The following is a 25,024-nucleotide window of genomic DNA, read 5'->3' as shown; positions in this document are numbered from 1 at the left end:
GCCTTCACTCCCCGATGACGGGCGGAGCGGTCAACGGCAGTTCCCCGACGAGGTCGCCGCTGTAGTCACCCCGCAGATACTCCTTGATCGCGTGCTCGTCGTCCTGCTGCCCCTGTCCTGCCGCCGCGCCGGGAGCACCGGTCATCGCCCCGCCAGTCGCCGCGTTCCGTCCCGGCGTAGCGGAATGTGGCTCTGCGGCACGGTTTGCCGGTCCGGCACCGCCACTTCCCGCGCCTGGTGGGATGCGTCCCGCTGTGCTGCCTGCGCCTCCTCCGGAGGTCATGCCGCCGAGCATCCCCGCTCCTGCGCCCGCCGCGACCGCGCTACTGCCACCGCCGAAACCCCCGGCTCCCGCCGCGCCGCCGATGCCGTCGTTGCTCCGTTGCGTGCGCTGATCCCATTGGGAGCCAAGGGAACCATCTCGTTCGTCTGGCGCGCCCTGAAGCTCGGTGTGCCCGTACTTCGGGCCACCGTGATCGACCTTCCCGCTCTCCCAGTCAGAGCCCGGTGGCGGGGCTTGTTCAGGGATTCCTTGCGGGACAACAGGTTGCGGAGCCTGTCTGCCCCAGCTTCCACTGCCGACTCCGCCACCGCGACCTCCGGGGAGCCGACCTCCTGGACGAGGAGGGCCAGGTTCCGGCCCGGGCGACGGCGGCTTGTCGATGGGGATCTCCGAGTCGTCGTTCTTGAGATCTCCGTAGTCGGTGGGCAGGGACCTGGCATTGTCCTCGCTGGCACGGTGGTAGGTGCCGTAGACGCGGACGTTGTGGCTGGCGTCGGCCTCGTGCTTCTCGATCGCCCGGTCCAGGTCCGTTTTCCACGGTGTGATGTCGTTGAGGAAGTTGCTCTGCGGTGCTGTGGCGCTCACAGGTCGCACATCGTGGTACGCCCTGGTGAAAGAACCGCTCTGCTTGAACAACGCCTGCTCGGTTCTCTTGAGCTCCTCCTTCGAGCGCTCGATCGCGTCGAGCAGCGGTTGTGCGTTCTTCTGTGCGGCTTCGGACGCACTGCCCTGCCACACTTCGGCTGTCTTCCTGATGAGCTCGCCGACGCGTGCGCTGATGTCGCCGTGCACCTTGCGCAGCTCCTGCGTGACGTGCTGCGCGCCGTCGAGGCTCTTCGTCCCGGGGCCGGTACGGATCCGGCGGTAGATCTCTGAAGGGGTCATCAGAACACACGGCTCGATGTTCACGGCTACCCCTTCTTCATTGTTGTCAGAACTGCGTCTGCGAACTTCCTCGCCGACTCGCAGGGATGTGCTCGCTCCGGGCCGTCGGGGATTGAGTTGGTGACGGCGAACGTTAGTTGGTCGCTGACACCGACGGCGATTCCGCACTCGCCTTTTGAAAGGAGTTCTGGGGTTGACGTAAAAATTATCGCAGGATGGTCCTGGATGTCCGGAATTCGCTCTAGGTGAATTTCATTGTCGTCCCGTTTCTTGTCGTAAAGATTTTGCAGTCCTTTGGGGTTGGCGGTGTTGAAATGTAGGGCGAAGTTGGTGAGTTCGATGTCGTTGGACCAGCTGCACTGCGGTGCGAGCGGGTTTTCGGTGTTCTCTCCCCTCGGGTTCAGTCGCAGTGCGACTGCCTGGACTTCGGTGAGTACGGCGCAGGGGTCTCGCTGGAAGCGTTCAGTGTTCAACGGTGTTCGGACGCTGGGAGCGTCGTTGTGTGCGGCCCGCGTCGGAGTAATGGGATTCGCAGCTGGTTCAGGCTCTGGCGTGGAGCATGCGGAGAGTAGGAGTACGGATGCGGCGATCGTGGCCGCGGCCTGTTTGATGGGCATGGATGACATCCGTTCTACCTCTGAGTCTCCTCGATTTGACCTGCTGTGAACTTCTCGCGGCTTCGATATGTCGCCAGCGTGCTCTTGAGCTTCTTGATGTAGCTGGCCACGTATTCGCATGTGGCGTTGTTGTGTCTTATGTATGCCTTGGCTGACTCTTTGGTGGCTCTGGCTACCCTTGTGCTGACTTCCTCATCCCCAGGGCCCTTGACGAACTCAAGTGAGCGCGCAAGGTTGCGGGCTTTCAGCAGGTCCTTGAACAGGAGTTCCCACTCCTTGATCAGCGCTTCCAGCTTCGCCTCGTCCAGCTGGTAGCCGCCGTTCGGACTCGTTGCCGGGAGCAGTTGTGCGGTGACCGGATCCGGCGCCGGGCGCGCGGCGATGTCCTTCTCAGCCATTTGACCGACCCCCCGTGGTCGCACACATAGCGTGACGTGATGGTAGCCACATGTGTTGGCCGGTTGGTCGAAAGTGAACCGCCGAAGCATTGGCAATCGCCATAGGTGGCGGGGGCGGGCAAATGCCCGGTTCAGAACTGGTAGTAGGCCTCGTCGAACTGGGTGCCCATGCAGGAGGCGGCGAGGTCCCGGCCGACCTGGTCGATCAGGTCGGACAGTTCGAGGCGGCCCACCCATTCGCGGGGCAGGGCCGCGGCTCCGTGCACCGCGCCGAGCAGGTTGCCGGTGATCGCGGCGGTGGAGTCGCTGTCGCCGGAGTGGTTGGCCGCGAGCCGGAGCGCGTCGGGGAAGCGCTCCGGGGTGCGGTAGGACAGGGCGGCGTAGACCGCGATCGCCAGCGCCTCCGGGCCCAGCCAGCCCGCGCCGAGTCGCTCCACGGAGCGGTGGGACGGGCCACCGGTGATCGCCTCGCGGCCGAACGCCTTGGCTTCGCGGGCCTGTTCCGCGCGGGAGCTGTCGTAACCGGCGAGTGCGGTCGCGGCGGCGAGGGCGTGCGCCGTCTCGCGGTCGTCGCGCAGGACCCGGCCTGTCGCCTGGTCGACCGCTTCGACGAGGGAGCGCCTGCGGACCGCGACGAGGTGGACGATCATCGCCAGCGCGCCGCCTGGCGCCCAGCCGCCGGGGTGGCCGTGGGTGAGCGCGGCGAACTCGCACCCAAGGCCGTAGGCGGTCTCCGCGGTCGGGGCGAAGCCCGCGGGGGCCGCGCGCATCACTCCGCCGCAGCCCCGGGAGTCGTTGATCGGGTGCTCCGGGTCGGGGACCTCGGTGACCTCGTTGGCCGCCTGTAAGACCCGCAGGCAGGTCACGCCGGGGGCGCGGCTGGCGTAGAGGCGCTTGTCGGTGAGCAGGCCCACCGCCGCCGGGTCGGGGACGCGTTGCTGCTGGGTGTCCAGCCAGCGGCGGTAGCTCAGCCACACCATCGCCGCCGGGCCCCACATGCCCTGGTGCTTGCCGCGCACCCAGGCCCGCAGGTAGCCCTCCGCGGTGAACAGCGTCATCTGGGTGTCGTCGGTGATCAGGCCGAGCCGGGGCGGGTGGGTCACCCCGGCGGTGCCGTACTCCTTGCGGATCTCGTCGAGCCGCATGAACTCCACGGGGGCACCGAGCGCGTCGCCGAGTGCCCCGCCGAGCAGACACCCCGCGCCACGGTCGGCGACGACGGTCGGGTCCAGGGGCACAGTGAAGACCCTAGTGGGCACCAGAGGTCTGAAGACCTTCTTGTGGACAGCCTGGCCGTTCGACCCCGGGCCGGGATCCGGCTCGTCGTATTGTTTGCGGGTGCGATCACCGGCGGGGGAGGCAAGGGAGCTGGAGTTCCGGCTGCTCGGCCAGGTCGAGGTGCTCGCGGCGGGCGTACCGGTCGCGCTGGGCGGGGCCGGGGTGCGCAGGCTGCTGGCGCTGCTCGTCCTGGAGGCCAACCAGGTCGTCGGCCGTGGCCGGATCGCCGAGGTGCTGTGGGAGGACGAGCCGCCCTCCACCTCGCGGACGATCATCCAGGGCTACGTCTCCAAGCTGCGCAAGCTGCTCGGCGCGGTGGATCCGGCCGGGCGAGTGGAGATCATCACACGGTCCTCCGGCTACCAGCTGCGGGTCGACCACGACCTGATCGACCTGCGCCGGGCGACCGCGCTGATCGACAGGGCGCGCGGGTTGCCGCCTGCCGGGCGGGCGGAGCTGCTTGCCGAGGCGCTGCGGTTGTGGCGAGGCCCCGTGCTCGGCGGGGTGACCGCCGGGCGGCTGGAGCACGTCGTCTACGAGCTGGAGGAGCTGCGGCTGGTCGCGCTGGAGGACCGGATCGCCGCCGACCTGGAGCTGGGGCGGCACGCGGAGCTGGTGGTCGAGCTCTCCGGACTGCTCTCGCGGCACCCGTTCCGCGAGCGGATGGTCTCGCAGCTCGTCCTCGCCCTGCACCGCAGCGGCAGGCGCGCGACGGCGCTGAGCACCTTCCAGGGCTTCACCACCCGCCTGGCCGACGAGCTGGGCATCGACCCCGGTCCGCAGCTGCGGGCACTGCACGAGCGCGTCGTGCGGGACGACCCGTCGCTGCGGTGGGCGCCCGCCACGAGCGAGCAGAGCTCCTCTGTCCCGCGCAGGCCCGCCCAGCTGCCGCCCACTCCCGCCGGGTTCACCGGCCGGGAACGCGAGGTCGCCGCGCTGGACGCGCTGCTCGTCGGACGGGATGAGCGGCCGAGCCCGGTGATCGCCACCGTGGTCGGCGCGGCCGGTGTCGGCAAGAGCGCGCTCGCGGTGACCTGGTCGCGGCTGGTCGCGCCGGAGTTCCCGGACGGGCAGCTCTTCGCCGGGCTGCACGGGTTCGACCCGGAGCACCCCGCCGCCGAGCCGACGCAGGTGCTGCGCAAGTTCCTCATCGCGCTCGGCGTCGCCCCCGAGGCGGTCCCGGTCGAGGAGGACGAGCGCGTCGCGCTGTACCGGTCGCTGCTGGCGGGGCGGCGGATGCTGGTGCTGCTGGACGACGCGCGCGACTCCGAGCAGGTCCGGCCGCTGCTGCCGGGGGACAGCGGGTCGCTGGTGCTGGTGACCAGCAGGCGGCGGCTCGGGGGGCTGGCCGTGTCGGTCGGCGCGAGCGTGCTGACGCTGGACACGCTGCCCGAGGCCGAGGCCGTGCGGATCATCGAGGCGGCGGCGGGGGACCGCGCGGTCAGCGAGGCACCGCAGCTGCGCCTGCTCGCCGAGCTCTGCGGTGGTCTGCCGCTGGCGCTGCGGATCGTCGCAGCGCGGCTCGCGGTCAACCCGGACCGCCCGGCCGCCGATCTGGTCGCCGAGCTCTCCGACGAGCGGGACCGGCTGGCGGCGCTGGACACCGAGGACGACGACATCTCCGTGCGCGGGGTCTTCGACGTCTCCTACCGGCACCTCTCCGAGCAGGCCGCGACGCTGTTCCGGCTGATCGGCCTGGTTCCGGGGCGGGAGGTCACCCCGCTGCTGGTTGCCGCGATGGCGGGGATCGAACCGAGCGCCGCGCGCCGCGGGCTGCGCTCGCTCGCCGCCGCCCACCTGATCTCCGAGCAGCGCCCGGACCGGTTCGTCATGCACGACCTGCTCCGCCTGCACGGCAGGGAGCGGGCGCGCACGGACCTCACCGAGCGGGACCGGGCCTGGGCCCGCCAGCAGCTGGTGCTGTTCTACCTGGCCACCGCCGACCTGGCCCGGCGCTCGATCCGGCCGGCCGGTGACGACCTCAGCTTCCCAGCGGCGCCGGGGCACCAGCTGCCCGAGGTCGGCACCCCCGCTGCGGCGCTGGAGTGGTTCGACGCCGAGCTGGGCAACCTGCTCGAACTCCAGCGCGGCCTGCTGGAGGACGGCCAGGACGCCGAGGCGTGGGTGCTGCCGAGGCTGATGCTGAACTTCCTGTCCGCCCGCTTCCTGGTCGACGAGTGGATCACCACCCACCGCCGCGCGCTGCCCGCGACCGACCGGCTGGCCGACCCGCACGCCGAGGTCTCCACCCGCATCGGCCTGACCGTGGCGCTGGCCAGGGCGAACCGCCACGCCGAGGCCCTCGAACAGGCGATGGCGGCGCGCACCGCGGCCAAGGCGCTCGGTAGCGCCAGGGACATCGCGACGACGACGGCGAACGTGGGCATGGTGCTGATGGAGCTGGCCCGCTTCACCGACGCCTTGTCCTATGTGGACGAAGCGCTGCGGCTGGCCGAGGCGTCCGGGGACACCCTCAACCAGGCCAGCTGCATGCTCAACCTCGGCTTCATCCAGAAGGCGCTCGGCGACACCGGGGCGGCCGTCGACGGGCTGCGCAAGGGGATCGAGCTCAGCAGGCGCACCGGTGACCGGGAGACCCTCGCGCTCGGCCTGGTCTGGCTCGGCGACACCATGGTCGAGACGGGCGATGTCGCAGGGGCGCGACGACTTTTCGCCGAAGCGCTGGAGATCTCCGAGCACCTCGGCGTTCCGGTCGAGCAGGCGCGGGCGCGGCGCGGGCTTGGCGATGTCGCGCTGGCCAACGGTGACCCGGCCACGGCGGCGGGCGAGTGGTCCCGGGCCCTCGAACTGTTCGAGCGCCTCGGACTTGCCGAGGTGGAAACCGTCCGGAGCAGGCTCTCCGCCTTGTCCGCTCAGGAGAACCGCGGGTGAGCGAACTGGAGTTCCGGGTGCTCGGCCCGGTGGAGATCCTCGCAGGCGGTGAGCCGGTCGCGGTCGGCAGCCCCGGTGCGCGGACGCTGCTGGCCGTGCTGCTGCTTGAGGTCAACCAGGTCGTCCCGGTGGCGCGCATCGAGGACGTGCTGTGGGACCACAACCCGCCGTCGACCGGGCGCACGATCATGCAGAGCTACATCTCGCGGCTGCGCAAGCTGCTCGCCGAGATCGCGCCCGGCGGCGAGGTGGAGATCCAGACGCGCGCGCCCGGCTACCTGCTGCGCGCCGACCCGGACCTGATCGACGTGCACCGCGCGCAGTCGCTGGTGGACGGCGTCGCCGACCTCGACGCCGAGCGGCGCTCCGTCGTGCTGCGCAGCGCGTTGTCCTTGTGGCGCGGGGAGGTTCTCGCCGATCTGCCGTCGGAACGGTTGCGCAGCGGCGTCGCCGCCGACCTTGAGGAGTTCCGGCTCGGCCTCCTGGAGGACCGCATCGACGCGGACCTGGAGCTCGGCAGGCACACGGAGCTGCTCGGTGAGCTGTCCGGCCTGCTCGCGCGCCAGCCGTTCCGCGAGCGGATGATCGGCCAGCTCATGATCGCGATGCACCGCTGCGGTCAGCGCGCCGAAGCGCTCGGCACCTACCTGCGCTACCGCCGCCTGCTGGCCGACGAGCTGGGGGTGGACCCGGGCAGCAGGCTGCAGGAGCTCTACGCCAGCCTGCTGCGCGACGACGAGGAGGTCCGGCCCGCCGAGGAGCCCGTTCCGGAGCGCACCGCGGTGGTGCTGCGCCCGGCGCAGCTGCCGCCGGAGCCCGCCGGGTTCGCCGGGCGGGAGGCGGAACTGTCCTGGATGGACAGTCTGCTCAGCGGGCGGACGGGCTCCGCGCCCCAGGTCGCTCTCGTCGTCGGCAACGGCGGCATGGGCAAGAGCGCGTTCACGGTGAGCTGGGCCCGCCGCGTCGCGGGCCGCTTCCCCGACGGCCAGCTCTACGCGTCGCTGCGCGGCTTCGACCCGGAGCGGCCGCCGGTGGAGCCCGCCGAGGTGCTGCGGCAGTTCCTGGTGGCACTGGGGATCGCTCCCGCGGGCGTGCCGGTGGACTTCGACGAGCGCGTTGCGCTGTACCGGTCGCTGCTCGCCGACCGGCGGGTGCTGGTGCTGCTGGACGACGCGCGCGACGTCGAACAGGTGCGCGACCTGCTGCCGGTGGCGTCCGGGTCGCTCGCGGTGGTCGCGAGCAGGCGCCGGCTCGGCGGGCTCGCGGTGTCCTCGGCGGCACGGGTGCTGACGCTGGACGCCCTGCCCGCCGACGACGCCGTGCGGATCCTGACGAACGCGCTCGGCGAGGACCGCGCGGAGGACCCCGGCGAGCTGCGGCGGCTCGCCGAGCTGTGCGGAGGTCTGCCGCTGGCGCTGCGCATCGTGGCGGCCCGGCTCGCGGTCAACCCCAACCGGTCGGTGGCCACGCTCGTCGCGGAGCTCACCGACGAGCAGCAGCGGCTTGGCGCGTTGGGCACCGAGGACGACGACATCTCCGTGCGCGGCGCTTTCGACGTGACCTTCCGCAGCCTCGACGAGTCGCACGCACGGGTCTTCCGGCTGCTCGGAGTGCCGCCGGGGCCGGACGTGACGCCGCACCTGGTCTCCGTTCTTGCCGGAGTGGACATCGCGACCGCCCGCCGCGTGCTCCGGGTGCTCGCCACCGCCCACCTGGTCACCGAGCACCGCGCGGACCGCTTCGCCATGCACGACCTCACGCGGCTCTACGCCCGCTCGCTCGCGCGCACCGAGCTGAGCCCGACCGCGCGCGAGGACGCCACCCGGCGCGTCGTCGACTACTACCTCGCGGGGCTGGACCACACCCGGCGCGCGCTGCGGCCGACCTTCACCGGCCCGCACTACGCCGCCGAGCACCCGGAGATCGTGCCCGCCGAGGTCGTCGACCGCAGGACCGCGATGGCCTGGCTGGACGACGAGTGGCCGAACGTGGTGGCGCTGCTGCGCTTCGCGCACGGCACCGGCAGGTACGAGGCGACCTGGGCGGGGACCCACATGCTCAGCGCCTACCTGTTCGCCAGGTGCCCGTGGGAGGAGTGGTTCGAGTTCACCAGGCTTGGCATCGACGCGGCTCGGCGGCTCGGTGACCGCTTCGCCGAGGTGCGGATGCTCAACATGGCGGGGCTGGCGTACCGCAACAGCGAGCAGAACGAGCTGTCGATGTCCTACTACCTGCAGGGCTACCGGCTCGCGGAGGAGATCGGCGACCCGCAGCACGTGGCCTTGATCGCGGTCAACATGGTGCCCGGCCTGTTCGAACGCGGGGACACCGAGGAGGCGGAGCGCTACTGCCGCCTCGGTGTCGAGCTCAGCAGGCGCATCGACGACCTGTTCGTGCTGCCGCTTGCCCTGACCAACCTCGGCGAGATCTGCAAGCGCAAGGGGGAGCACCAGCAGGCTCTTGAGCACTTCCAGGAGGTGCTGGAGCTGCACCAGCGGATGGAGAACACCGACCGCATCGGCATGGCGTGGCTCAACCTCGGCCAGGTCAGCGAGGCCATGGGCGAGCTGGCCGACGCCGAGCGGTACCTGCGCGACGCCGCGCGGGAGGCGGCCGCCGCGGACTCGGTGCTGCTGGAGGCGTGGTCCTGCCAGAGCCTGGGCCGGGTGCTGCGGATGCGCGGCGGTGACCTGGACGAGGCCGCGGTCGTGCTGGCCAGGGCACTGGAGCTGTTCGGGCGGCTGGGGCTCAGCGCGGCCGAGGAGGTCCGCGAGGAGCTGACCAAACTCGCCGCTGAACGAGCCGTTTAGCGATCGTTTAGCGCTCCGTCAGCCGGGCCTGGCAACCTACCCATAGACGTCGTTTGGTTCGCGCTGGATCGGCGTCACCGGGTGGTCCTGGGGGATCCCCTCTTCGGAGGTCAAGATCATCCGCTCGTCTCGGCCGGCACCCGCGTCCCCGGGTGCCGGCCGATGGCGGTTTCGGGGTCGTCCGCCGGAGGGTACCTCCGAGGCCATGGCCACTGACGTCGTAGAACTCATCCTCGCCGATCACCGCCGCTTCGAGGAGCTCTTCCGCGCCCTGCGTGACCGCACGAGCGACCGCGGCGCCCTCCTCGGCGAGCTCTCCGCCCTCCTCGTCGCGCACGCCGAAGCCGAGGAGAGCGAGGTCTACCCGGCGCTCAGGCGTTTCAAGAAGGTGGACGACGACGAGATCGACCACGGAGCGGAGGAGCACGCGGAGGGCCACCAGGCGCTGCTCTCGCTGCTGGAGGTGCGGGACACGGCCTCCCAGGAATGGGAGGACAAGCTGGAGGACCTGGTCAAGGCGCTCAGCCACCACGTCGACGAGGAAGAGCGGACCATCCTCAACGACGCCAGGGACACGGTGCCCGACCAACGCCGCGCCGAACTGGGCAAGGCCTTCACGAAAGCCCGCGGCGACCGCCTGAACGCCGACTGCGGCTCCATCACCCACGTCCGCACCCTCGTCAACACCCCCTGACCCCGTCCCCCTCCGGCCATTCGCGGGCTTATGGACCTGTTTGAGGGCGCGGGGAGGTCCATAAGCCCGCGAATGGCGCGTTTGGGTCTTAGCGGTCGGCCGCGCCACCGCAGCTGGACTCCGCCAGCTCGGCGAGCTCGGGGCGCTTCGGCTGGATGTTGTCGCCCGCGGAGATGCCGCGCAGGTGCCTGCCCAGCCACGGCACCAGGTGCACCCGCGCCCAGTGCAGGTCGTCGCGGCGCAAGGTCACCCAGGTCGCGGGCGGGACCTCGGGCAGCGGGGCGGACCAGTCCTCGTCCACCGGGACGCCGAGCACCTCGCACGTCCGCAGCGCGACCCGGTGGTGGCCCTCCGGGGTGAGGTGCAGCCGGTCCTCGCTCCACATCCTGCGGTCCTGGAGCACGCGCATCGACCACATGTCGACGACGAGGCAGTCGTGCCGGTCGGCGATCGCGCGCAGGTGCGCGTTGTACGTGGCGACCTTGCCGCGCACGCGGCGCAGCACGGGGGTGTCACGCGTGTCGAAGCCGGTGAAGACCACCACCTGGCTGCCCGCCGCGCGCAGCTGGCTCACCGCGCTCTCGTAGAGCTCGGCGAGCGCGTCGGGGTCGGCGGCCGGCTTGATCAGGTCGTTGCCGCCGCCGCAGAAGGTGACCAGGTCGGGGTGCAGCGTGCTGGCCAGCGGGACCTGCTCGGCGACGATCTCGTCGAGCAGCTTGCCGCGGATCGCCAGGTTCGCGTAGCGCAGTCCCGGGTTGTTCTGGGCCATCCGCTCGGCCGTGCGATCCGCCCAGCCGCGGTACTGCCCATCGAGACCAGGGTCGTCCAACCCCTCCGTGAAGGAGTCACCGATAGCGACAAAAGTTCCCCACTGCACGACGTCCCTCCCAGTCCTGCCGGTCCTACACCGCCGTAACCCTCCCACCGTAACTTGACACACCGTCAGATAACCTGCGCGACCCCCCGATGCGGGGACCGTCACGTCGGACGCGAGAACCCCCGAGATCCAGGGCGCGGACCTCGGGGGTTCTCGGGTTCCGGCGCTACGCCGCCGCCGGTGCGGGCAGTGCCGCACCCCGTAGCGCCGCCTCCGCCGCCTGGCCGGCGCCGAGGGAGTCCAGCCCCCAGAGCGCGGCCCCCACCACCGGCGGAAGGTCGACCAGCCGCAGCTCCGCCCGCGGCGCGACCTCCTTGCACCTGCGCTCGACGTCGGCGAGCAGCTGGCCGGACGCGCCGGTCAGCACGCCGCCGCCGAGCACGACCGGCACCGGCTGGCCGGTCAGGCCGAGCCGCCGCAGGCTCACCCCGGCCAGCAGCCCGATCTCCTCGGAGAGCCGGGCGACGACCCGCGCCGCCACCGGGTCCCCGGCCGCCGCCACCTCGAACAGCACCGGTGACAGCGCGTGCTGGGCCACACCCAGGTCGAGGTCGCCGAAGTGCAGCCCTTCGATCACCTCGGCCATGCTCGTCGCGCCGAAGTGCGCGAGCACCGCGGGCAGCAGCTCCGTGGGCTCGCCCCGCCCGTCGTCGGCGCGGACGGCCAGCCACAGCGCCTCGCCGCCCATCTGCGCACCGCCGCCCCAGTCGCCGGAGATCCGGCCGAGCGCGGGGAAGCGGTGCGTGCGCCCGTCCGGTGCCACCCCGACGGCGTTGATGCCCGCGCCGCACACCACGGCGACACCGATGCCGTCGCTGGTTCCCGCGCGCAGCAACGCGAAGGTGTCGTTCGCGACCACCGTGGTCGCCGACCAGCCGCGCGCGCTCACCGCCTCGCTCAGGATCTGTTCCTCGCGGGGGAGATCGGCTCCGGCGAGGTACGCGGCGGTGTGCGTGGCGAACGGTGCCTCGCCGGAGAGGCCCGCCGCGCGGGACGCGCGGGACGCCAGCTCACCGAAGCAGTCCAGACTCCGTTGCAGACCAACGGTTTGCGGTGACGCGCCGGGGCCGCGCACCCGAGAGAGCACGGTTCCCTCCGCGTTCACCAGCATCACGTCCGTCTTGCTGTTGCCGCCGTCGATGGCGAGCACGATCTGCTCGGTCTTCACGTCGTCTCCCCCTGCCGCCTGATCGCGGCCAACCCGCGGATGGCGATCTCCCGTGCTCGGTCCGCTGTCCGGAAACAGGGGAAGCCCGAGTGGGAGCGCTCTCTTCTTGGGCGCACCTCCGCGGCCAGCAGCTCGCGGAGGGTCCTGATCGGCCGACCCTCCTGCTGGTTCACAACTTGGCCCAGGGCAGGTGGTCGCGGTTCTCCGCGACGAGGTCGTCGGCCAGCTTCTCCGCGAGGGAGAACTGGCCGATCAGCGGGTGAGCGAGCAGCGCGTCGGCGACTCGGTCCCGGCCGCCGTGCACCGCCGCCTTCAGTGCCAGGTGCTCGTAAGCGGTCACGTGGGAGATCAGCCCGGAGAACTCCGGCGGCACATCGGCGACCGGGAGCGGCGTCGCACCCGTGGTGTCCACAGTGGATGGAACCTCGATCACCGCGTCGGACGGCAGGAACGGCAGCGTGGCACCGTTGCGCACGTTGACGACGTGCTCCTCCGCGCCGCCACCACTGGTCAGCGCGTGCACCAGCTGGACGGCCGCCTCGGAGTAGTACGCGCCGCCGCGCTCGGCGAGCTCCTTCGGCTTGGTGGACACGTTCTCGTCGGAGTAGATCTTCAGCAGCTCGTGCTCGACGTCGGTGACCACGTCGGCGCGCGGGCGTTCCGTGCGCTGCTTCCGCACGATCTCGTCGTGGGAGTAGAAGTACTTCAGGTAGTACGACGGCAGCACGCCGAGCCGCCGCAGCAGCTCGACCGGCAGCTCCAGGTCCTCGGCCAGCGCCTCGCCGTGGTCGGCGATCAGCTGCGGCAGCACGTCCTGACCGTCCACGACCACCCGCCGGGTCCAGGTGAGGTGGTTGAGGCCGACGTGGTCGAGCTTCACGTCATCGGGGGCGCGGTCGAGCAGTGTGGAAACCAAGCGCTGCAAGGTGATCGCCACGTTGCACAGTCCGACCGCGCGGTGCCCGGCCTCCAGCAGCGCCCGCGTCACGATGCCGACGGGGTTGGTGAAGTTGACGATCCACGTGTCCGGACCGGTGACCGCGCGCACCCGCTCGGCGATGTCGAGCACCACCGGCACCGTGCGCAGCGCCTTGGCGAGCCCGCCCGCCCCCGTGGTCTCCTGGCCGACGCAGCCGCAGTCCAGGGGGAAGGTCTCGTCGGAGCGCCGTGCGGCCTGGCCGCCCACCCGCAGCTGGAACAGCACCGCGGACGCGCCCTCCGCGCCCTCCTCCAGGTTCGAGGTGGTGCGCACGCGCGCCGGGTGCCCGGCGTGGTCGAGCAGGCGCTGGGAGAACGGCCCCACGACGGAGAGGCGGTCGTGGTCGGGGTCGACGAGCACGATCTCGTCCACGGCCAGACTCGTCCGCCTGCCCGCGATCCCGTCGATGAGTTCCGGTGTGTAGGTCGACCCGCCGCCGACAACGGTGAGCTTCATCCTTTGACCCCCGTGAACGTGATGCCTTTGACGAAAGACTTCTGGGCGAACAGGAACAGCACGATGGCCGGGGCCATGATCAGCACCGTTGCCGCCATGGTCAGGTTCCACTCGACCTGGTGCGAACCGCGGAAGGACGCCAGCGCGAGGGACAGCGGCCAGTTCTCCGGGTTCTCGCCGGTGTAGAGCAGCGGGCCGAAGTAGTCGTTCCAGGTGAACAGGAAGCAGAACAGCGCGGTGGCGGCGATGCCAGGCCGCGCCATCGGGACGAGCACCCGCACCAGTGCGGTGAACTCCGAGCAGCCGTCGATCTTCGCCGCGTCGATGTAGTCCTGCGGGATCGTCAGGAAGAACTGGCGCAGCAGGAACACGCTGAACGCGTCGAAGAGGAAGTACGGGATCACCAAGGGCCACAACGTTCCGGTGAGCCCGAAGCTGATCCACATGTCGTACAACGGGACCGACACCACCTGCGGCGGCAGCATCATCGCCGCGACCACGAGCAGGAAGACCACGTTGCGCCCGCGCCACTTCATCCGCGCCAGCGCGTAGGCGGTCGGGATCGCCGACAGCAGCACGCCCGCCGTTGCCAACAGCGAGTACAGCAGCGAGTTGGCCATGTACTCCAGCATCGGGGCCTTCTCGAACACCCGGAGGAAGTTCTCGAAGTGCCACTCCTGCGGCCACAGGTTCGACGACAGCGCCTGCTTGTCCGACATCACCGCGGTGAGGAAGACGAACACGATCGGTGTCGTGAAGCCGACCGCCAGCGCGATGCCGATGCTGTGGGTGGCCACCCAGTGCAGCTTGCGGTCCCAGGAACCCTTGGGCCGCTTGGCTTTGGCGCTCAGGACTGCGGTGCTCATGTGCCCTCCTCGACGTGCGAGGCCCGACGCATCTGGCGCACCAGGATCGCGGTGAAGACGAAGGAGACCACGAACAGCAGCACCGCCATCGCCGCCGCGTAGCCCATGTTGAAGTAGCGGAAACCCTGTGTGTACAACCACATCGGGTAGGTCAGGGTGGAGTTCTGCGGGAAGCCGAGGATCTTCGTCGAGCCCGCGACGTCGGCGGAGCCGGAGGCGACCGAGCCCGCGACGACGGCCTGGGTGAAGAACTGCAACGCGAAGATGATCGAGTTGACCACGCCGAACATCAGCACCGGCGAGATCGTCGGGAGCGTGATGTGCCAGAACCGGCGGACGGCGTTGGCGCCGTCCAGCTCAGCCGCCTCGTACTGCTCCTGCGGCACGTCCAGCAGCGCCGCCAGGATGATGATCATCAGCTCGCCGGAGCCCCACAGCACCAGCAGGGTCAGCGCGGGCTTGGCCCAGTCGGGGTCGCTGAACCACAACGGCGACTCGATGCCGACGAAGTTCAGGAACGCGTTGACCGGACCGAACTCCGGGTTCAGCAGGAAGCTGAACACCAGCGTCGCGGCCACGGGCGGCGCGAGCGACGGCAGGTAGCACAGCGTCCGGACGATGCCGACGCCGCTCTTGAGCCGTGCGATCACCGAAGCGACCCCGAGCGCGAAGAGCACCCGGGCGACCGTCAGCACCACGACCAGCCACAGCGTGTTCCACGCGGCGACCTTCACCAGCGGCTCGCTGGTGAACATCCGCACGTAGTTGTCGAACCCGATCCACTCCGGGGCGTTGATCAGGTCGTAGCGGGTGAAGGAGAAGTACACGGTGGCGATCAGCGGGTAGCCGAAGAAGACGACGAACCCGATGATCGCGGGGGACAGGAAGGCCAGCACCGTCCAGCGGTGCCGCGACCGCACCCGCGCCCTGCCCTCGGCGGGACGCAGCGGTCGCGACACGGCTCCGCGCTCCAGAGTCGCGGTCATGGGCTACTTGCCGCTCTGGGCGAGTGCGTCGTTGATCTGCTGGTCGACCTTCTTCAGGCCCTCGTCGAGGTTGGCGACCTTGCCCGCCTGCCACTCCGCCGCGAAGTCGTTGACCGCCTTGAGGTGCGCGTCGCCGATCGGGGTCGGCGGGTTGGACCACAGCTTGCCGCTGCCGTAGAGGTCGATGAAGGTCTTGAACTGCGGGGTGATCTGCAGCCGGGGGTCCTTCAGCGCCGCCTCGGTGCTCGGCACGTTCTTGATCGCGTTGGACAGGTTGACCAGGGTCTCGGTCTCCAGCGACATGTGCTTGATCAGCTCCCACGCCGCGCCGGGGTTCTTGGCGCCCTTGGGGATCCCGATGATCGTGCCGGTGGCGAACGCGCCACCGTCGCGGTCCGGCCGCGCCGCCGAGTGCGGGAACGGGGCCGTGCCGAAGGAGATGTTCGGCGCCTGGTCGGCGATGAACGCGGTCCGGTACTCGCCGTCCATGATCATCGCGAGCTTGCCCTGCTGGAAGGCGTGGTCGGCGGAGTACTCCTGGCCGAGCCCGGCGCGGAAGCGCTCCAGGTTGTCGTAGCCGTAGAAGTCCACCAGCTTCTTCTGGAACTCGAACATGGCCTTCCACTCGGCGCTGCCCGCGAGCGCGGACTTGCCGTTGCCGTCGAGGTAGCGCGCGCCCCAGGACGGCGCCCAGATCTGCGCCTGGTTGTTGTAGAAGGGCATCGACGGCAGGAAGCCCGCGACCTTGATCGAGCCGTCCGGGTTCTTCTGCGTCAGCCGCTTGGCCGCGTCCAGCAGCTGGTCGGTGGTCTTGGGCACCTCGGTGATGCCCGCGGCGGCGAACTGGTCCTTGTTGTAGAACAGCCCGTAGACGTCGGCCAGCATCGGCAGCGCGCAGCGGGTGCCCCGGAAGTCGGTGTACTCGCGCACCGCCTGCGGGATCACGTTCAGGTCGATCTTGTCGCGCTCGATGTAGCCCTTGAGGTCCTGCCAGGAGCCGCTGGAGCAGAACTGGCCGAGGTTGTCGGTCATGAACGTCATGGCGACGTCCGGCGGGTTGCCGCCGCGCACCGCTCCGGTGATCTTGTCGTCGTCCTGGTTGCCCTCGTGCTTGATCTCGATGTTGGGGAACTTCGACTTGATCGTGTTGAGGGCCTTGGTGACCTCCAGCTCCTCCCGGTCGGAGTACTTGGAGAACACGGTGAGCGTGAGCTTGTCGTCCTTCTTGGGCGGCTCGGCGACCGCGCCGGAGCCACCGCGGGCGCCACCACCGGCGCACGCCGTCGCCAGCACCGCCGTGGCCGCACAGAGCACAACGGCGCGTGAGGTCTTGCGCATCAGCCCTCCAGGAACTGATCAGGCGGGTCTCGGGGACCCGCGGAAGGGTTCGGCAGTGGCGGCGGTGAGTCCAAAAACCTTCTCCCTGGCCAGCGCGAGCGCGGAGTGCAGCGCGCCGGAGCGCACCGGGTTCCCGGTGACCAGGGTCGGAGCGACCGGGGTGCGGGGCACCACCAGCCGGTGCAGCTCGGCGGCGACGAGCTCGCAGAGCTCCTCCCCGCCCGCCTGACCGGTCTCCCCTGCCAGCAGCACGAGCTGCGGGTCGACCACGCTGACCACCCCGGCGACGCCGGTGGCGATCCGCCTGGCCAGGTCGGTCAGGAACGGCTTGCCCTCCTCGCCCGAGGCGAGGGCCTTGCGCACGGCCGTCCACGCGTTGCGGGCGGGCAGCCCGTGCGCGCGGGCCAGCTTGACCACGGTCGGCGAGCCCAGCAGGTTGCCGAGCCGGACGCCGGTGCGGTCGATGCCGGTGTCCGCGGTGGCCAGGTCCGGCACCCGCATCCAGTCGATCTCGCCCGCGCCGCCGGTCGCCCCGCGCAGCAGCCTGCGGTTGATCACCACGGCGGAGCCGATGCCCAGGCTGAGCCAGAGCAGCACGAAGTCCTCGACCCCGGTGGCCCGCCCTGCGGCCATCTCCTCCAGTGCGACCAGGTTGACGTCGTTCTCCACGGTGACCGGCGCGTCGAACAGCTCGCGCAGCCTGCCGGGCATGTCGAAGCCCTCCCAGCCGGGCAGGTGGGGGGCGAAGCCGAGGTGACCGTCCGCGGGGTTCACCGCGCCGGGCGAGCCCACGACGATCGCGCACAGCCGCGCGGGGGTCAGCCCGGCCCGGCCGACGACCTCGCGCACCGCGTCGGCGAAGGCGAGCACCACGTCGGGGCCGCCGCCGGTTGGCAGCTTCGCCTGGTGCTCAACCAGGATCGCGCCGGTGACGTCGGCGACCACGATGTCGGCGTGGCTCGGCGTGAGGTCGACGGCGGCGACGTGCGCCAGCCCGCCGTTGACCGCCCACAGCTGGGCGCGCGGGCCCCGGCTGCCGCCGCGCAGGCCGTCCCGGACGACGGCGCCGTCCTGTTCGAGCCGGGTCAGCAGCTGGGCGGTCGCGGGCTTGGAGAGTCCGATGATCGCCTCCAGCTCGGAGCGCGTCATCGCGCCCCGCTGCAGCAGCGCCTCGATCGCCGCGCGGTCGTTGATCTCCCGCAGCAGGCGTGGGCTCCCCGCTCGCATGGCCGCCTCCGTCCCGGACTGGTTCGGTCTTGTCTGTTAACTTTCCAGACGATTTCCGGTCACGGTAGTGAGCGCGGTCACCGCGGTCAATCCCCGAAGCAGGCCGGAGCCGGGAGAGGGGTGGGTCACAAAGGGTTGCCTAAGTGGTGTTGGCGGAAGGGGGATTCGGGCAGGCTGGAGGGCGTGACGGAACGGTCAACCGCCCAGCCGGCCGCGAACCCCGGCGAGGAGTCGCTCGCGACCCTGCTCGGTGGGCGCCGCGCCGCCATCGACGCGACGCTGCCGCCGGTGGCCTTCGTCATCGGCTGGCTGCTCTTCGACGACTCCGTGCTGCTCGGCGCGGTGGCCGCGGTGCTGGTCGGCGGTGTGCTGGCGATCGTCCGCCAGCGGCGCGGCGACCGGCCGCGCGCGGTGCTGCTGGGCATGCTCGGCGTGGTGGTCGCCGCCCTGATCCCGCTCTACACCGGTCGCGCGTCGGACTTCTTCCTGTTGCAGCTGATCGCCAACGCGGGCAGCGCACTCGCCTGGGCGGTCAGCATCGTGATCCGCTGGCCGCTGCTGGGCGTCGTGGTCGGCACGGCGCTCGGCCAGCGCACCCGCTGGCGCAAGGACCCCGCGCTGCTGCGCGCCTACAGCCTGGCGAGCTGGTCGTGGGTCCTGCAGTACGTGATCAGGCTGGCCGTGTTCATCCCGCTGTGGTGGATCGACGCGACCGTCGCGCTCGGCACCACCCGCGCCGCGCTGACCTACCCGTTGGTGGCGCTGAACCTCGCGGTGAGCTGGTGGATCTTCCGCCGGGCGCTGCCCGCCGATCACCCTGGCATCCGGCACCCTCAGGTTCCCTGAAACCCGGGTACTCTCCCGCCACGGACAACCGGGAGATCGACTGCGATGACCGAGGTGAACCCCGGGACCGACCCGGACAGCGCGAGCTCCCCTGCCGAGTACGTCACGCTGCTGCGCGCGCTCAAGGACCGGTCGGGGCTGACCTTCCGGCAGATCGAGCGCCAGGCCGAGAGCCTCGGTGAGACGCTGCCGCGCAGCACGGCCGCCTCGATGCTCACCCGCACGACCCTCCCGCGCGCGGAGCTGGTGTCCGCGCTGCTCAAAGCCTGCGGTGAGAACGACGAGACGGTCCGCGCCTGGCTGCACGCCTACGACCGCCTCGCGAGCCAGGCTCCGGCGCGGTCCCAGGCCGCCGAACCCGAGCAGCCGCACCAGGGAGCACCCGTCACGTACGAGGAGCGGCCGAAGCGCCGGTGGGCCTGGCCGGTCGGGGCCGCCGCCGTGGTGCTCGTCGCCGTCGCCGTCGTCGTCCCGATGCTCTTCACCGCCGACCGCTCTGAGGACGAGCCGCACGCCATCAGTCCCAAGGCGAACCCCGCTGCCCCGGCGGAGGGCAGCTACCTGATCCGCGCGGTCCATTCGAACCTGTGCCTGTCCGAGCGCGCGGGCTCCGACAGCGGAAGCCTCTACCAGAAGAACTGCGCGGACACGCTGCCCCGCTTCTCGCTGGACCGGCTCAACGACGGCTCGTACCGCATCCGCACGGACCACCCGGACTACGGCCCGGGGTGCACGGGTGTGCGCAAGGGCGGGATGAGCGTCGACGGGGTGGTCTCCGACGGCGAGTGCAACGCGGGCAACGCCGAGCTCTACAACCTCGAATCCGCGGGCACGGCGGGCTTCCACATCCGGGCCCTGCACAGCAACCTGTGCCTGGGCGTCGTGAACGGTTCGAAGGACGAGTGGGCCAACGTGCGCCAGGTCGTGTGCGACTCGCCCACGTCAGGCACCGTTTTCGCCTTCGACCCCGTCAAGCCCTGATCCGCGTCCTCAGCCCAGGAGCTTCGTGTGCAGCTCCTGGCGCTGTGACTCGTCCTCGACCAGCTCCGTCGCGGCGAGCCAAGCCGCCCCTGCCGCCCCGTCGCGGGCCTCGCCGATCTCGGTGAAGCCGTTCGCGGTGAGGCCGACCCGCAGCGCGTCGCCGAAGGGGTTGCCCGCCTCGGTGAGGCTGCCGATCAGCACGACCGGAGTGCCGTCCGCGGTGGGGGCGGCCGCGAGCGTGATGTCCACCAGGTGCAGCACGCCACGGCGCACGATGTCCTGGGCGATCTCGTCGCCCGCCGCCGCTGCCGTGCTGACCAGCGGTGCGAACCTGGCGAGGCGGACCGGCTCGTCTGCGTTGGAGCGGGTGATCAGCAGCCGCCTGCGGTCGGTGGAGTCGGTCCCGCCGACCTCGGCGAGCACCGCGTCGGCCAGCGCGGTGAACGGTGCGCGGCCCTCGATGGCCTTCAGCGTCGCGCGCACCGCCTCGCGACCCACCCAGTAGCCGGAGCCCTCGTCGCCGAGCAGCCAGCCGTTGCCGCCGAAGATCGCCGTCATCCGGTGGTCGACGATCCGCATCGCGACCGAGCCGGTGCCCGCGACCAGCGCCGTTCCGGTGGCCTTCGGGGTGCCCGCCGCGTAGCCGACCTCGCAGTCGGTCACCACGCGCATCGGGCAGCGCAGGCCGACCTCGTGCCACATGTCCGTGAACAGCGCGGCGATCACGGGGTCGGACATCTTGCTCGCGCCGGCCATGCCGACCACGGCGGCCCGCACCCCGGCGGGGTCGCGGCCGTCCAGCGCGGCCTTGAGCGCGCCCGCCACCTCGGCCGCCGCCTGCTCGGGGGCGTGCGAGTTCGGGTTGCCGCCGCCCGCGCGGCCCCAGCCCAGCCGGTTCCCGTCCAGGTCGGCCACCAACGCCCTGGTGGAGGTGCCACCGATGTCAACGCCGAGGATCACGCACCGACCCTAACCGCGCGCTTCCGTGGGAAAAAGACCAATAAGGGCCTACTTATCGTGAATCTTGGCCACGACAAGTAGGCCCTTCGGGTGCTACGGCTGCATCGGCACCAGCGCGGCGCGCTGACCGCGCAGGTTGTGGTGGTGCAGCACCAGCAGTTCCTTGGGCGTGGTGCCAGGCCCCGGCTTGACCTGCAGCGTCGCCCGGTCGCGCGCGAGGTGCGCCACGGCGGGGGCCGACCCGATCACCACACCCGGCTTCAGCGGGTCGTACGTCACCGGCGTGCCGCTCGTGTCGAGCAGGCCGTCGGAGTCGCTCGGCGCCACGTAGTACCCCCGGACGCCGATCACGTACTTCAGCGGGGCCGAGGTCGCCCCCGGTGCGATCCCGAGCGCCTTCAACGAGGTCGGCAACGCGATCACGTTGGTGTCGTAGACGTTGGTGTCCACGTCGCCGTACTGGGTGTTGACCGGTTGGGCCTCGATGAGCGCGTACGTGCCGTCCGGCTGGCGATTGGTCAGGTCTCGGGTCTGCGCCAGCAGCAGGTCGGTCTGCGGCTGCCTGCCGACCTCGACCCGGCGGTCCGGCTTGTTGTCGCCGTTGGTGTCGATGTCGATGAACGGCACCGTGTTGCCGCCGAGGCTCGCCCAGTCGCCCCAGGTCGCGATGCCGAAGGTGACCAGCCCCTGCGGCGTGCTGTTCGCGCCGAACCACCGCAGGTCGCCGCCGCGCGCCGTCTGGTTGATCGTGCAGTTGTCGACCACGGTGCCGCCGCACTCGCGCTGCTGCGGCGAACTGCCGTGCAGCTCGAAGACGCTGACCAGCGAGCGGTACGCCTGGCCGCCGGTGCCTTGGTCGAGCGCGCGGCCGGTCAGTGAGACCAGCCGCTGCGCGCCGACGTCCAGCTTCTGCGCGGTCATCTGCGCGACCGGCTTCGGCGCCGCGTAGACCGGGACCCGCAGCGGGGAACCGCCGTTGGGCGTGACGGTCAGCCAGCCTGAGGAGTCGGCGAGGAACTGCCGGGCCTTTCCGCCCTGCTTCTCGTCCATCGTCGGGTCGATGGCCTTGCGCAGCATCCGCGCGTCGTCGATCCGCAGTGTGACGGTGAAGGTCCTGGTCAGCTTCGGCCCTAGCTCCAGCTCGTTCGGCGTGACCTCATAGCGGACTCCGGGCATCTTGGTCGCCGCGACGTAGTCGATCTTCACGCGGGCGGCCCGGTCGCCCTTGTTGACGACCTTGACGGTCCTGGTCGCGCGGACCCGGTCGATCACCTCGACGGTGCCGAAGGAGACGCTGACCGAACGCGAGTCGTCGTCGGCCATCGCCAGGATCTGGTTCTGCTGCGCGGCGAGCGCGTCGACGCGGCCGGAGCCGACCCGCTGCGGGCCCTCCGCGACCTTCTTGTCCGCCGCCGCGGTGATGGTCGCGGTCGCGGTGTTCATCACCGACGCCTTGACCTCCTCCGGGCTCCAGTCCGGGTGCGCCTGGCGGACCAGCGCGGCGATGCCCGCGACGTGCGGGCTGGCCATGGAGGTGCCGCCGAGTACGAGGACCTCGTTGCCGCTGCCCGCCTTCGCCGAGGAGATCGTGTCGCCGGGGGCGGCCACGTCCGGCTTCACCGCCGGCCCTCGGCCGCCGCGGGAGGAGGACGGCGTCACGGTGTCGGCGATCTTCGGCTCGACGTTGGGGGTCGAGCCGCGCAGCGAGCCGCGCAGCCGCACGCTCAGCTGGCCGAGCACCGGGCGCAGCTGCTCGCTGGCCTGGCGGGTGAGCTGGAACATCGGGACGTTCTTGTTGCCCGCGATGCCCGCGGTGAACTCGAAGACCGTGCTGGGCAACAGGACCGCCTTGGCGCCGGCGGCCTCTGCGTTGTTGGCGCGCACCGCCGAGCCGCACTTGCGGGTGGCGTCGTCGTCGTCCCAGTCCAGCCAGACGATCTTGTCGGCGGCCGCTGCCTTGTCCGAGGCGGAGTAGGCCTTGCAGCCGTCCTTGTTGGCCTCGTCCGACATCGTCACGACCTGCCTGGTGAGGTCCAGCGAGTCGAAGCCGGTGTACTCCGAGCTGTACTGACCGGCCTTGCGACCGGCCACTGTGGACGGAGCGGTGACGTCGAGTCCGTCCCGCAGCGCGTAGGCGTCCCTGGTGTTCGCGACGGCCAATGTGGACGGTGCGTTGGCCGGGGAGCCGCCGACGTCGTTGATGTCGCCGCCGTTGCCGTTGGCCGCGACCACCAGAACGCCGTGCTCGGCCAGGGTCTTGATGATCTTGTTCTCGGGGGTGTCCGGGGTGCCGAAGTCGGTGCCGAGCGACAGGTTCACCACGTCCAGCCGGTCGCTGAAGTCGCCGTCGCCGTTGGGGTCGAGCACCAGGTCCATCGCCTTGGACGTGACGCTGGTGCTGCCCTTGCAGCCGAAGACCTTGTAGGCGTAGATCTTCGCCTTGGGCGCGGTGCCCGGTCCGATCCGCATCCCGGCGAGCTGCTGGCCGCCAAGGGTGTTGTAGTCGCCCTTGAAGGTGCTGCCGTCGCCGTTCACGCCGTACCCGGCGGCGGTGCCCGCGACGTGCGTGCCGTGCTGCCCGCAGGCCAACGGGTTCGGGTCCGGCTTCGGGGTGCGCGAGCCGAAGCGGCCGGAGGCGTCGTAGTCGTCGCCCGCGAGGTCGGTCCCGCCGACCACCTTGGCGGTGGGGAAGTACGAGGGATCGGTCTTGGTGGAGTCGATCGCCTTGTACGCCGCCTTGGTGCCCGGTCCGCCGAAGGTCGCGTGCGTGTAGTCCACGCCGTCGTCGACGATGCCGATGCGGATGTTCTCGCCGAGCCGCCCGGTGGACTTCCACGCGGTGACGGCCTTCGTGAGCTGCGCCGCGCTCGCGTTCATCCGGCCGGTCGGCAGGCTGCGGCGCACGGAGCGGACTTCTGGCAGCTCGCCGAGCGCGGCCAGCTTGCGCGCCTCCCCGCTGACCATGAGGCCGCTGAGCGCGTTGCTGGTGCGGTAGAGCTCCGTGCCGCCGGAGCCGAGCGCCTTGACCACGCGGTCGGCCTGCTGGCTCATCCGGTCGCGGTTGGCGCGCACGGCTTGCGCGGTCTGCTCCGTGGTCGCGCGGTTGCGGCGCTGCTCGGCGTAGACGTCGACGAGCGGGCGCTCGGTCAGCTCGACGAAAGCCGTTGCGGTGCCGTCCATCGCGAGCAGGTCGGGATCCACCCGGTCGCGCTCGGCCAGCGCGGGCCACGGCGCGGTCGGCGGCGCCGGGGTGAGCGGGTCGGCGGGCGGGGTGGGCTGTGCGGTCGCGTGTCCCGCGAAACCGGTCGCGACGAGGGCGGCGACGAGCACCACCGCCCCGCCGCGCAACGTGTGTCCTCGGCGGCGTGCCATGCGCGTCCTCTCCGAAGGGGGTGATCACCGACCGGTCCATCAGACCCGTACCGGGGCCCCGGCGACGGCGCAAGGCCGGGGAACCACCCGTTGGGGGAGGTCGGCGCGGTTGTCACAAGAAGTTGATCATGCGGCGGTACACGTCGATTCATCGGACCTTCCTGCGGATCGTTGGCGAGAAGGGTCTGGACTTCGCGGAATCGGAGGGTTATACATCGGATGTCTGGGAGAGCCGTCCAGCGAGGAGGAACCGCCAGTGCAGCTCATGCGACTTGGTCCGCCCGGAGCGGAGCGGCCGGTGGTCCGCGGCGACGACGGAGTGCTGCACGACCTGGGTGGGCTGACCGCCGACATCGGCGGCGCCTTCCTCGCCAACGGGGGCATCGGCGTGGTGCGCGCCGCGCTGGAGGCGGGAACGCTGCCCGTGCTCGCCGACGCGGACCCGCGGGTCGGGCCGCCCGTCGCCACACCGGGCAAGATCGTCTGCATTGGGCTGAACTACCGCGACCACGCGGCCGAGACCGGCGCCGCGATCCCCGCTGAACCGGTGGTGTTCATGAAGGCCCCGGACACGATCGTCGGCGCGAACGACGAGGTGCTGGTCCCGCGCGGCTCCACCAGGACGGACTGGGAGGTCGAGCTGGGCGTCGTCATCGGCAGGACCGCGCGCTACCTCACCGGCGAGGACGACCCACTGTCCTATGTGGCCGGTTACGTGCTCTCGCACGACGTCTCGGAGCGGGAGTTCCAGCTCGACCGCGGCGGCACCTGGGACAAGGGCAAGTCCTGCGAGACGTTCAACCCGCTCGGGCCGTGGCTGGTGCCCGCCGACGAGGTGCCCGATCCGCAGGACCTGGGGCTGCGGCTGTGGGTCAACGGCGTCCAGCGGCAGGACGGCAGCACCCGCGACATGATCTTCAGCGTCGCCGAGGTGGTCCGCTACGTCAGCCGGTTCATGGTGCTGCGGCCGGGCGACCTGATCAACACCGGTACTCCGGCGGGCGTCGCGCTCGGGCAGCCGGAGCCCAAGCCGTACCTGCGCGCGGGCGACGTGGTGGAGCTGGAGATCGACGGCCTCGGCAGGCAGCGGCAGACACTGGGGCAGGGCTGA

Annotated in this window: 19 protein-coding genes; 6 read left to right on the top strand and 13 right to left on the bottom strand. The window is 70.9% G+C overall.

The features are described from left to right. Positions 1-4 precede the first annotated feature (4 nt). The 4 genes from ACFFQA_RS19465 to ACFFQA_RS19450 all read right to left on the bottom strand — a co-directional run bounded on the left by ACFFQA_RS19465 (position 5) and on the right by ACFFQA_RS19450 (position 3,421). Positions 5-1,168 (bottom strand): PPE domain-containing protein, encoded by a 1,164-nt coding sequence (locus ACFFQA_RS19465; RefSeq protein ID WP_377853906.1) that lies wholly within the window; start codon positions 1,166-1,168, stop codon positions 5-7. A gap of 26 nt (positions 1,169-1,194) precedes the next feature. After that, positions 1,195-1,785: a DUF3558 domain-containing protein gene (locus tag ACFFQA_RS19460; RefSeq protein ID WP_377853904.1), complete on the bottom strand. Its 591-nt coding sequence runs from the start codon at positions 1,783-1,785 to the stop codon at positions 1,195-1,197. A 14-nt stretch (positions 1,786-1,799) separates the two neighbouring features. Continuing rightward, positions 1,800-2,183 (bottom strand): PE domain-containing protein, encoded by a 384-nt coding sequence (locus ACFFQA_RS19455; protein WP_377853902.1) that lies wholly within the window; start codon positions 2,181-2,183, stop codon positions 1,800-1,802. A gap of 131 nt (positions 2,184-2,314) precedes the next feature. After that, a complete protein-coding gene (locus ACFFQA_RS19450) occupies positions 2,315-3,421 on the bottom strand; it encodes an ADP-ribosylglycohydrolase family protein (RefSeq protein WP_377853899.1) in 1,107 nt (368 codons plus the stop codon). A 100-nt stretch (positions 3,422-3,521) separates the two neighbouring features. On the opposite strand from ACFFQA_RS19450, the gene ACFFQA_RS19445 reads away from it, so the two are divergent. The 3 genes from ACFFQA_RS19445 (at position 3,522) to ACFFQA_RS19435 (ending at position 9,857) form a co-directional block, all read left to right on the top strand. After that, the gene (locus ACFFQA_RS19445; RefSeq protein WP_377853896.1) at positions 3,522-6,353 is read left to right on the top strand and encodes an AfsR/SARP family transcriptional regulator; all 2,832 of its coding nucleotides are present in this window, start codon (positions 3,522-3,524) and stop codon (positions 6,351-6,353) included. Further along, the gene (locus ACFFQA_RS19440; RefSeq protein ID WP_377853893.1) at positions 6,350-9,163 is read left to right on the top strand and encodes an AfsR/SARP family transcriptional regulator; all 2,814 of its coding nucleotides are present in this window, start codon (positions 6,350-6,352) and stop codon (positions 9,161-9,163) included. Before ACFFQA_RS19445 ends, ACFFQA_RS19440 begins: the two co-directional genes overlap by 4 nt. A gap of 205 nt (positions 9,164-9,368) precedes the next feature. Further along, positions 9,369-9,857, top strand: coding sequence for a hemerythrin domain-containing protein (locus tag ACFFQA_RS19435; protein ID WP_377853890.1), 489 nt, complete (start codon positions 9,369-9,371; stop codon positions 9,855-9,857). A gap of 88 nt (positions 9,858-9,945) precedes the next feature. On the opposite strand, the gene ACFFQA_RS19430 is transcribed toward ACFFQA_RS19435, so the two are convergent. From ACFFQA_RS19430 to ACFFQA_RS19400, 7 genes are all read right to left on the bottom strand, one after another. Then, positions 9,946-10,734: an SGNH/GDSL hydrolase family protein gene (locus ACFFQA_RS19430; RefSeq protein ID WP_377853887.1), complete on the bottom strand. Its 789-nt coding sequence runs from the start codon at positions 10,732-10,734 to the stop codon at positions 9,946-9,948. Positions 10,735-10,900: 166 nt separating this feature from the next. Then, positions 10,901-11,902: an N-acetylglucosamine kinase gene (locus ACFFQA_RS19425; RefSeq protein ID WP_377853884.1), complete on the bottom strand. Its 1,002-nt coding sequence runs from the start codon at positions 11,900-11,902 to the stop codon at positions 10,901-10,903. Between the two features lie 169 nt (positions 11,903-12,071). Next, positions 12,072-13,337 carry a 6-phospho-beta-glucosidase gene (locus tag ACFFQA_RS19420; RefSeq protein WP_377853881.1) on the bottom strand — a complete coding sequence of 422 codons (1,266 nt, stop codon included), beginning with the start codon at positions 13,335-13,337 and terminating at the stop codon, positions 12,072-12,074. Beyond that, positions 13,334-14,203, bottom strand: a complete 870-nt coding sequence (locus ACFFQA_RS19415; protein ID WP_377853879.1) for a carbohydrate ABC transporter permease — start codon at positions 14,201-14,203, stop codon at positions 13,334-13,336. The genes ACFFQA_RS19420 and ACFFQA_RS19415 overlap by 4 nt, the downstream gene beginning before the upstream one ends. Beyond that, positions 14,200-15,189: a carbohydrate ABC transporter permease gene (locus tag ACFFQA_RS19410; RefSeq protein WP_377853876.1), complete on the bottom strand. Its 990-nt coding sequence runs from the start codon at positions 15,187-15,189 to the stop codon at positions 14,200-14,202. The genes ACFFQA_RS19415 and ACFFQA_RS19410 overlap by 4 nt, the downstream gene beginning before the upstream one ends. A 3-nt stretch (positions 15,190-15,192) precedes the next feature. Next, on the bottom strand, positions 15,193-16,527 hold the full coding sequence (locus ACFFQA_RS19405; protein ID WP_377853873.1) for an extracellular solute-binding protein: 1,335 nt from the start codon (positions 16,525-16,527) through the stop codon (positions 15,193-15,195). Between the two features lie 18 nt (positions 16,528-16,545). Further along, positions 16,546-17,754 (bottom strand): ROK family transcriptional regulator, encoded by a 1,209-nt coding sequence (locus ACFFQA_RS19400; protein ID WP_377853870.1) that lies wholly within the window; start codon positions 17,752-17,754, stop codon positions 16,546-16,548. Between the two features lie 183 nt (positions 17,755-17,937). Here ACFFQA_RS19400 and ACFFQA_RS19395 point away from each other — a divergent pair, with 183 nt between their 5' ends. Both ACFFQA_RS19395 and ACFFQA_RS19390 read left to right on the top strand, forming a co-directional pair. Further along, positions 17,938-18,600 (top strand): DUF3159 domain-containing protein, encoded by a 663-nt coding sequence (locus tag ACFFQA_RS19395; protein ID WP_377853868.1) that lies wholly within the window; start codon positions 17,938-17,940, stop codon positions 18,598-18,600. A 45-nt stretch (positions 18,601-18,645) separates the two neighbouring features. Next, complete coding sequence (locus tag ACFFQA_RS19390; protein ID WP_377853865.1) at positions 18,646-19,581, top strand: hypothetical protein; 936 nt, start codon at positions 18,646-18,648, stop codon at positions 19,579-19,581. A gap of 9 nt (positions 19,582-19,590) precedes the next feature. Here the strand turns inward: ACFFQA_RS19390 and ACFFQA_RS19385 are convergent, their stop codons facing one another. After that, positions 19,591-20,541 (bottom strand): N-acetylglucosamine kinase, encoded by a 951-nt coding sequence (locus ACFFQA_RS19385; RefSeq protein ID WP_377853862.1) that lies wholly within the window; start codon positions 20,539-20,541, stop codon positions 19,591-19,593. A gap of 93 nt (positions 20,542-20,634) precedes the next feature. Further along, a complete protein-coding gene (locus ACFFQA_RS19380) occupies positions 20,635-23,913 on the bottom strand; it encodes a S8 family serine peptidase (RefSeq protein ID WP_377853860.1) in 3,279 nt (1,092 codons plus the stop codon). A gap of 256 nt (positions 23,914-24,169) precedes the next feature. Here ACFFQA_RS19380 and ACFFQA_RS19375 point away from each other — a divergent pair, with 256 nt between their 5' ends. Continuing rightward, a complete protein-coding gene (locus tag ACFFQA_RS19375; protein WP_377853857.1) occupies positions 24,170-25,024 on the top strand; it encodes a fumarylacetoacetate hydrolase family protein in 855 nt (284 codons plus the stop codon).

This window comes from Allokutzneria oryzae (genome assembly GCF_042429765.1).
Classification (GTDB): Bacteria; Actinomycetota; Actinomycetes; order Mycobacteriales; family Pseudonocardiaceae; genus Allokutzneria; species Allokutzneria oryzae.
Note: the sequence above shows the minus strand (reverse complement) of the source record. Positions and strands in the feature narration are given on the sequence as shown.

Excerpts from the sequence above, each read along its gene's own strand:
- ACFFQA_RS19465 (WP_377853906.1), bottom strand. The coding sequence starts at position 1,168 with ATGACCCCTTCAGAGATCTACCGCCGGATCCGTACCGGCCCCGGGACG.
- ACFFQA_RS19460 (WP_377853904.1), bottom strand. The coding sequence starts at position 1,785 with ATGCCCATCAAACAGGCCGCGGCCACGATCGCCGCATCCGTACTCCTA.
- ACFFQA_RS19455 (WP_377853902.1), bottom strand. The coding sequence starts at position 2,183 with ATGGCTGAGAAGGACATCGCCGCGCGCCCGGCGCCGGATCCGGTCACC.
- ACFFQA_RS19435 (WP_377853890.1), top strand. The coding sequence starts at position 9,369 with ATGGCCACTGACGTCGTAGAACTCATCCTCGCCGATCACCGCCGCTTC.
- ACFFQA_RS19420 (WP_377853881.1), bottom strand. The coding sequence starts at position 13,337 with ATGAAGCTCACCGTTGTCGGCGGCGGGTCGACCTACACACCGGAACTC.
- ACFFQA_RS19415 (WP_377853879.1), bottom strand. The coding sequence starts at position 14,203 with ATGAGCACCGCAGTCCTGAGCGCCAAAGCCAAGCGGCCCAAGGGTTCC.
- ACFFQA_RS19410 (WP_377853876.1), bottom strand. The coding sequence starts at position 15,189 with ATGACCGCGACTCTGGAGCGCGGAGCCGTGTCGCGACCGCTGCGTCCC.
- ACFFQA_RS19405 (WP_377853873.1), bottom strand. The coding sequence starts at position 16,527 with ATGCGCAAGACCTCACGCGCCGTTGTGCTCTGTGCGGCCACGGCGGTG.
- ACFFQA_RS19400 (WP_377853870.1), bottom strand. The coding sequence starts at position 17,754 with ATGCGAGCGGGGAGCCCACGCCTGCTGCGGGAGATCAACGACCGCGCG.
- ACFFQA_RS19390 (WP_377853865.1), top strand. The coding sequence starts at position 18,646 with ATGACCGAGGTGAACCCCGGGACCGACCCGGACAGCGCGAGCTCCCCT.
- ACFFQA_RS19380 (WP_377853860.1), bottom strand. The coding sequence starts at position 23,913 with ATGGCACGCCGCCGAGGACACACGTTGCGCGGCGGGGCGGTGGTGCTC.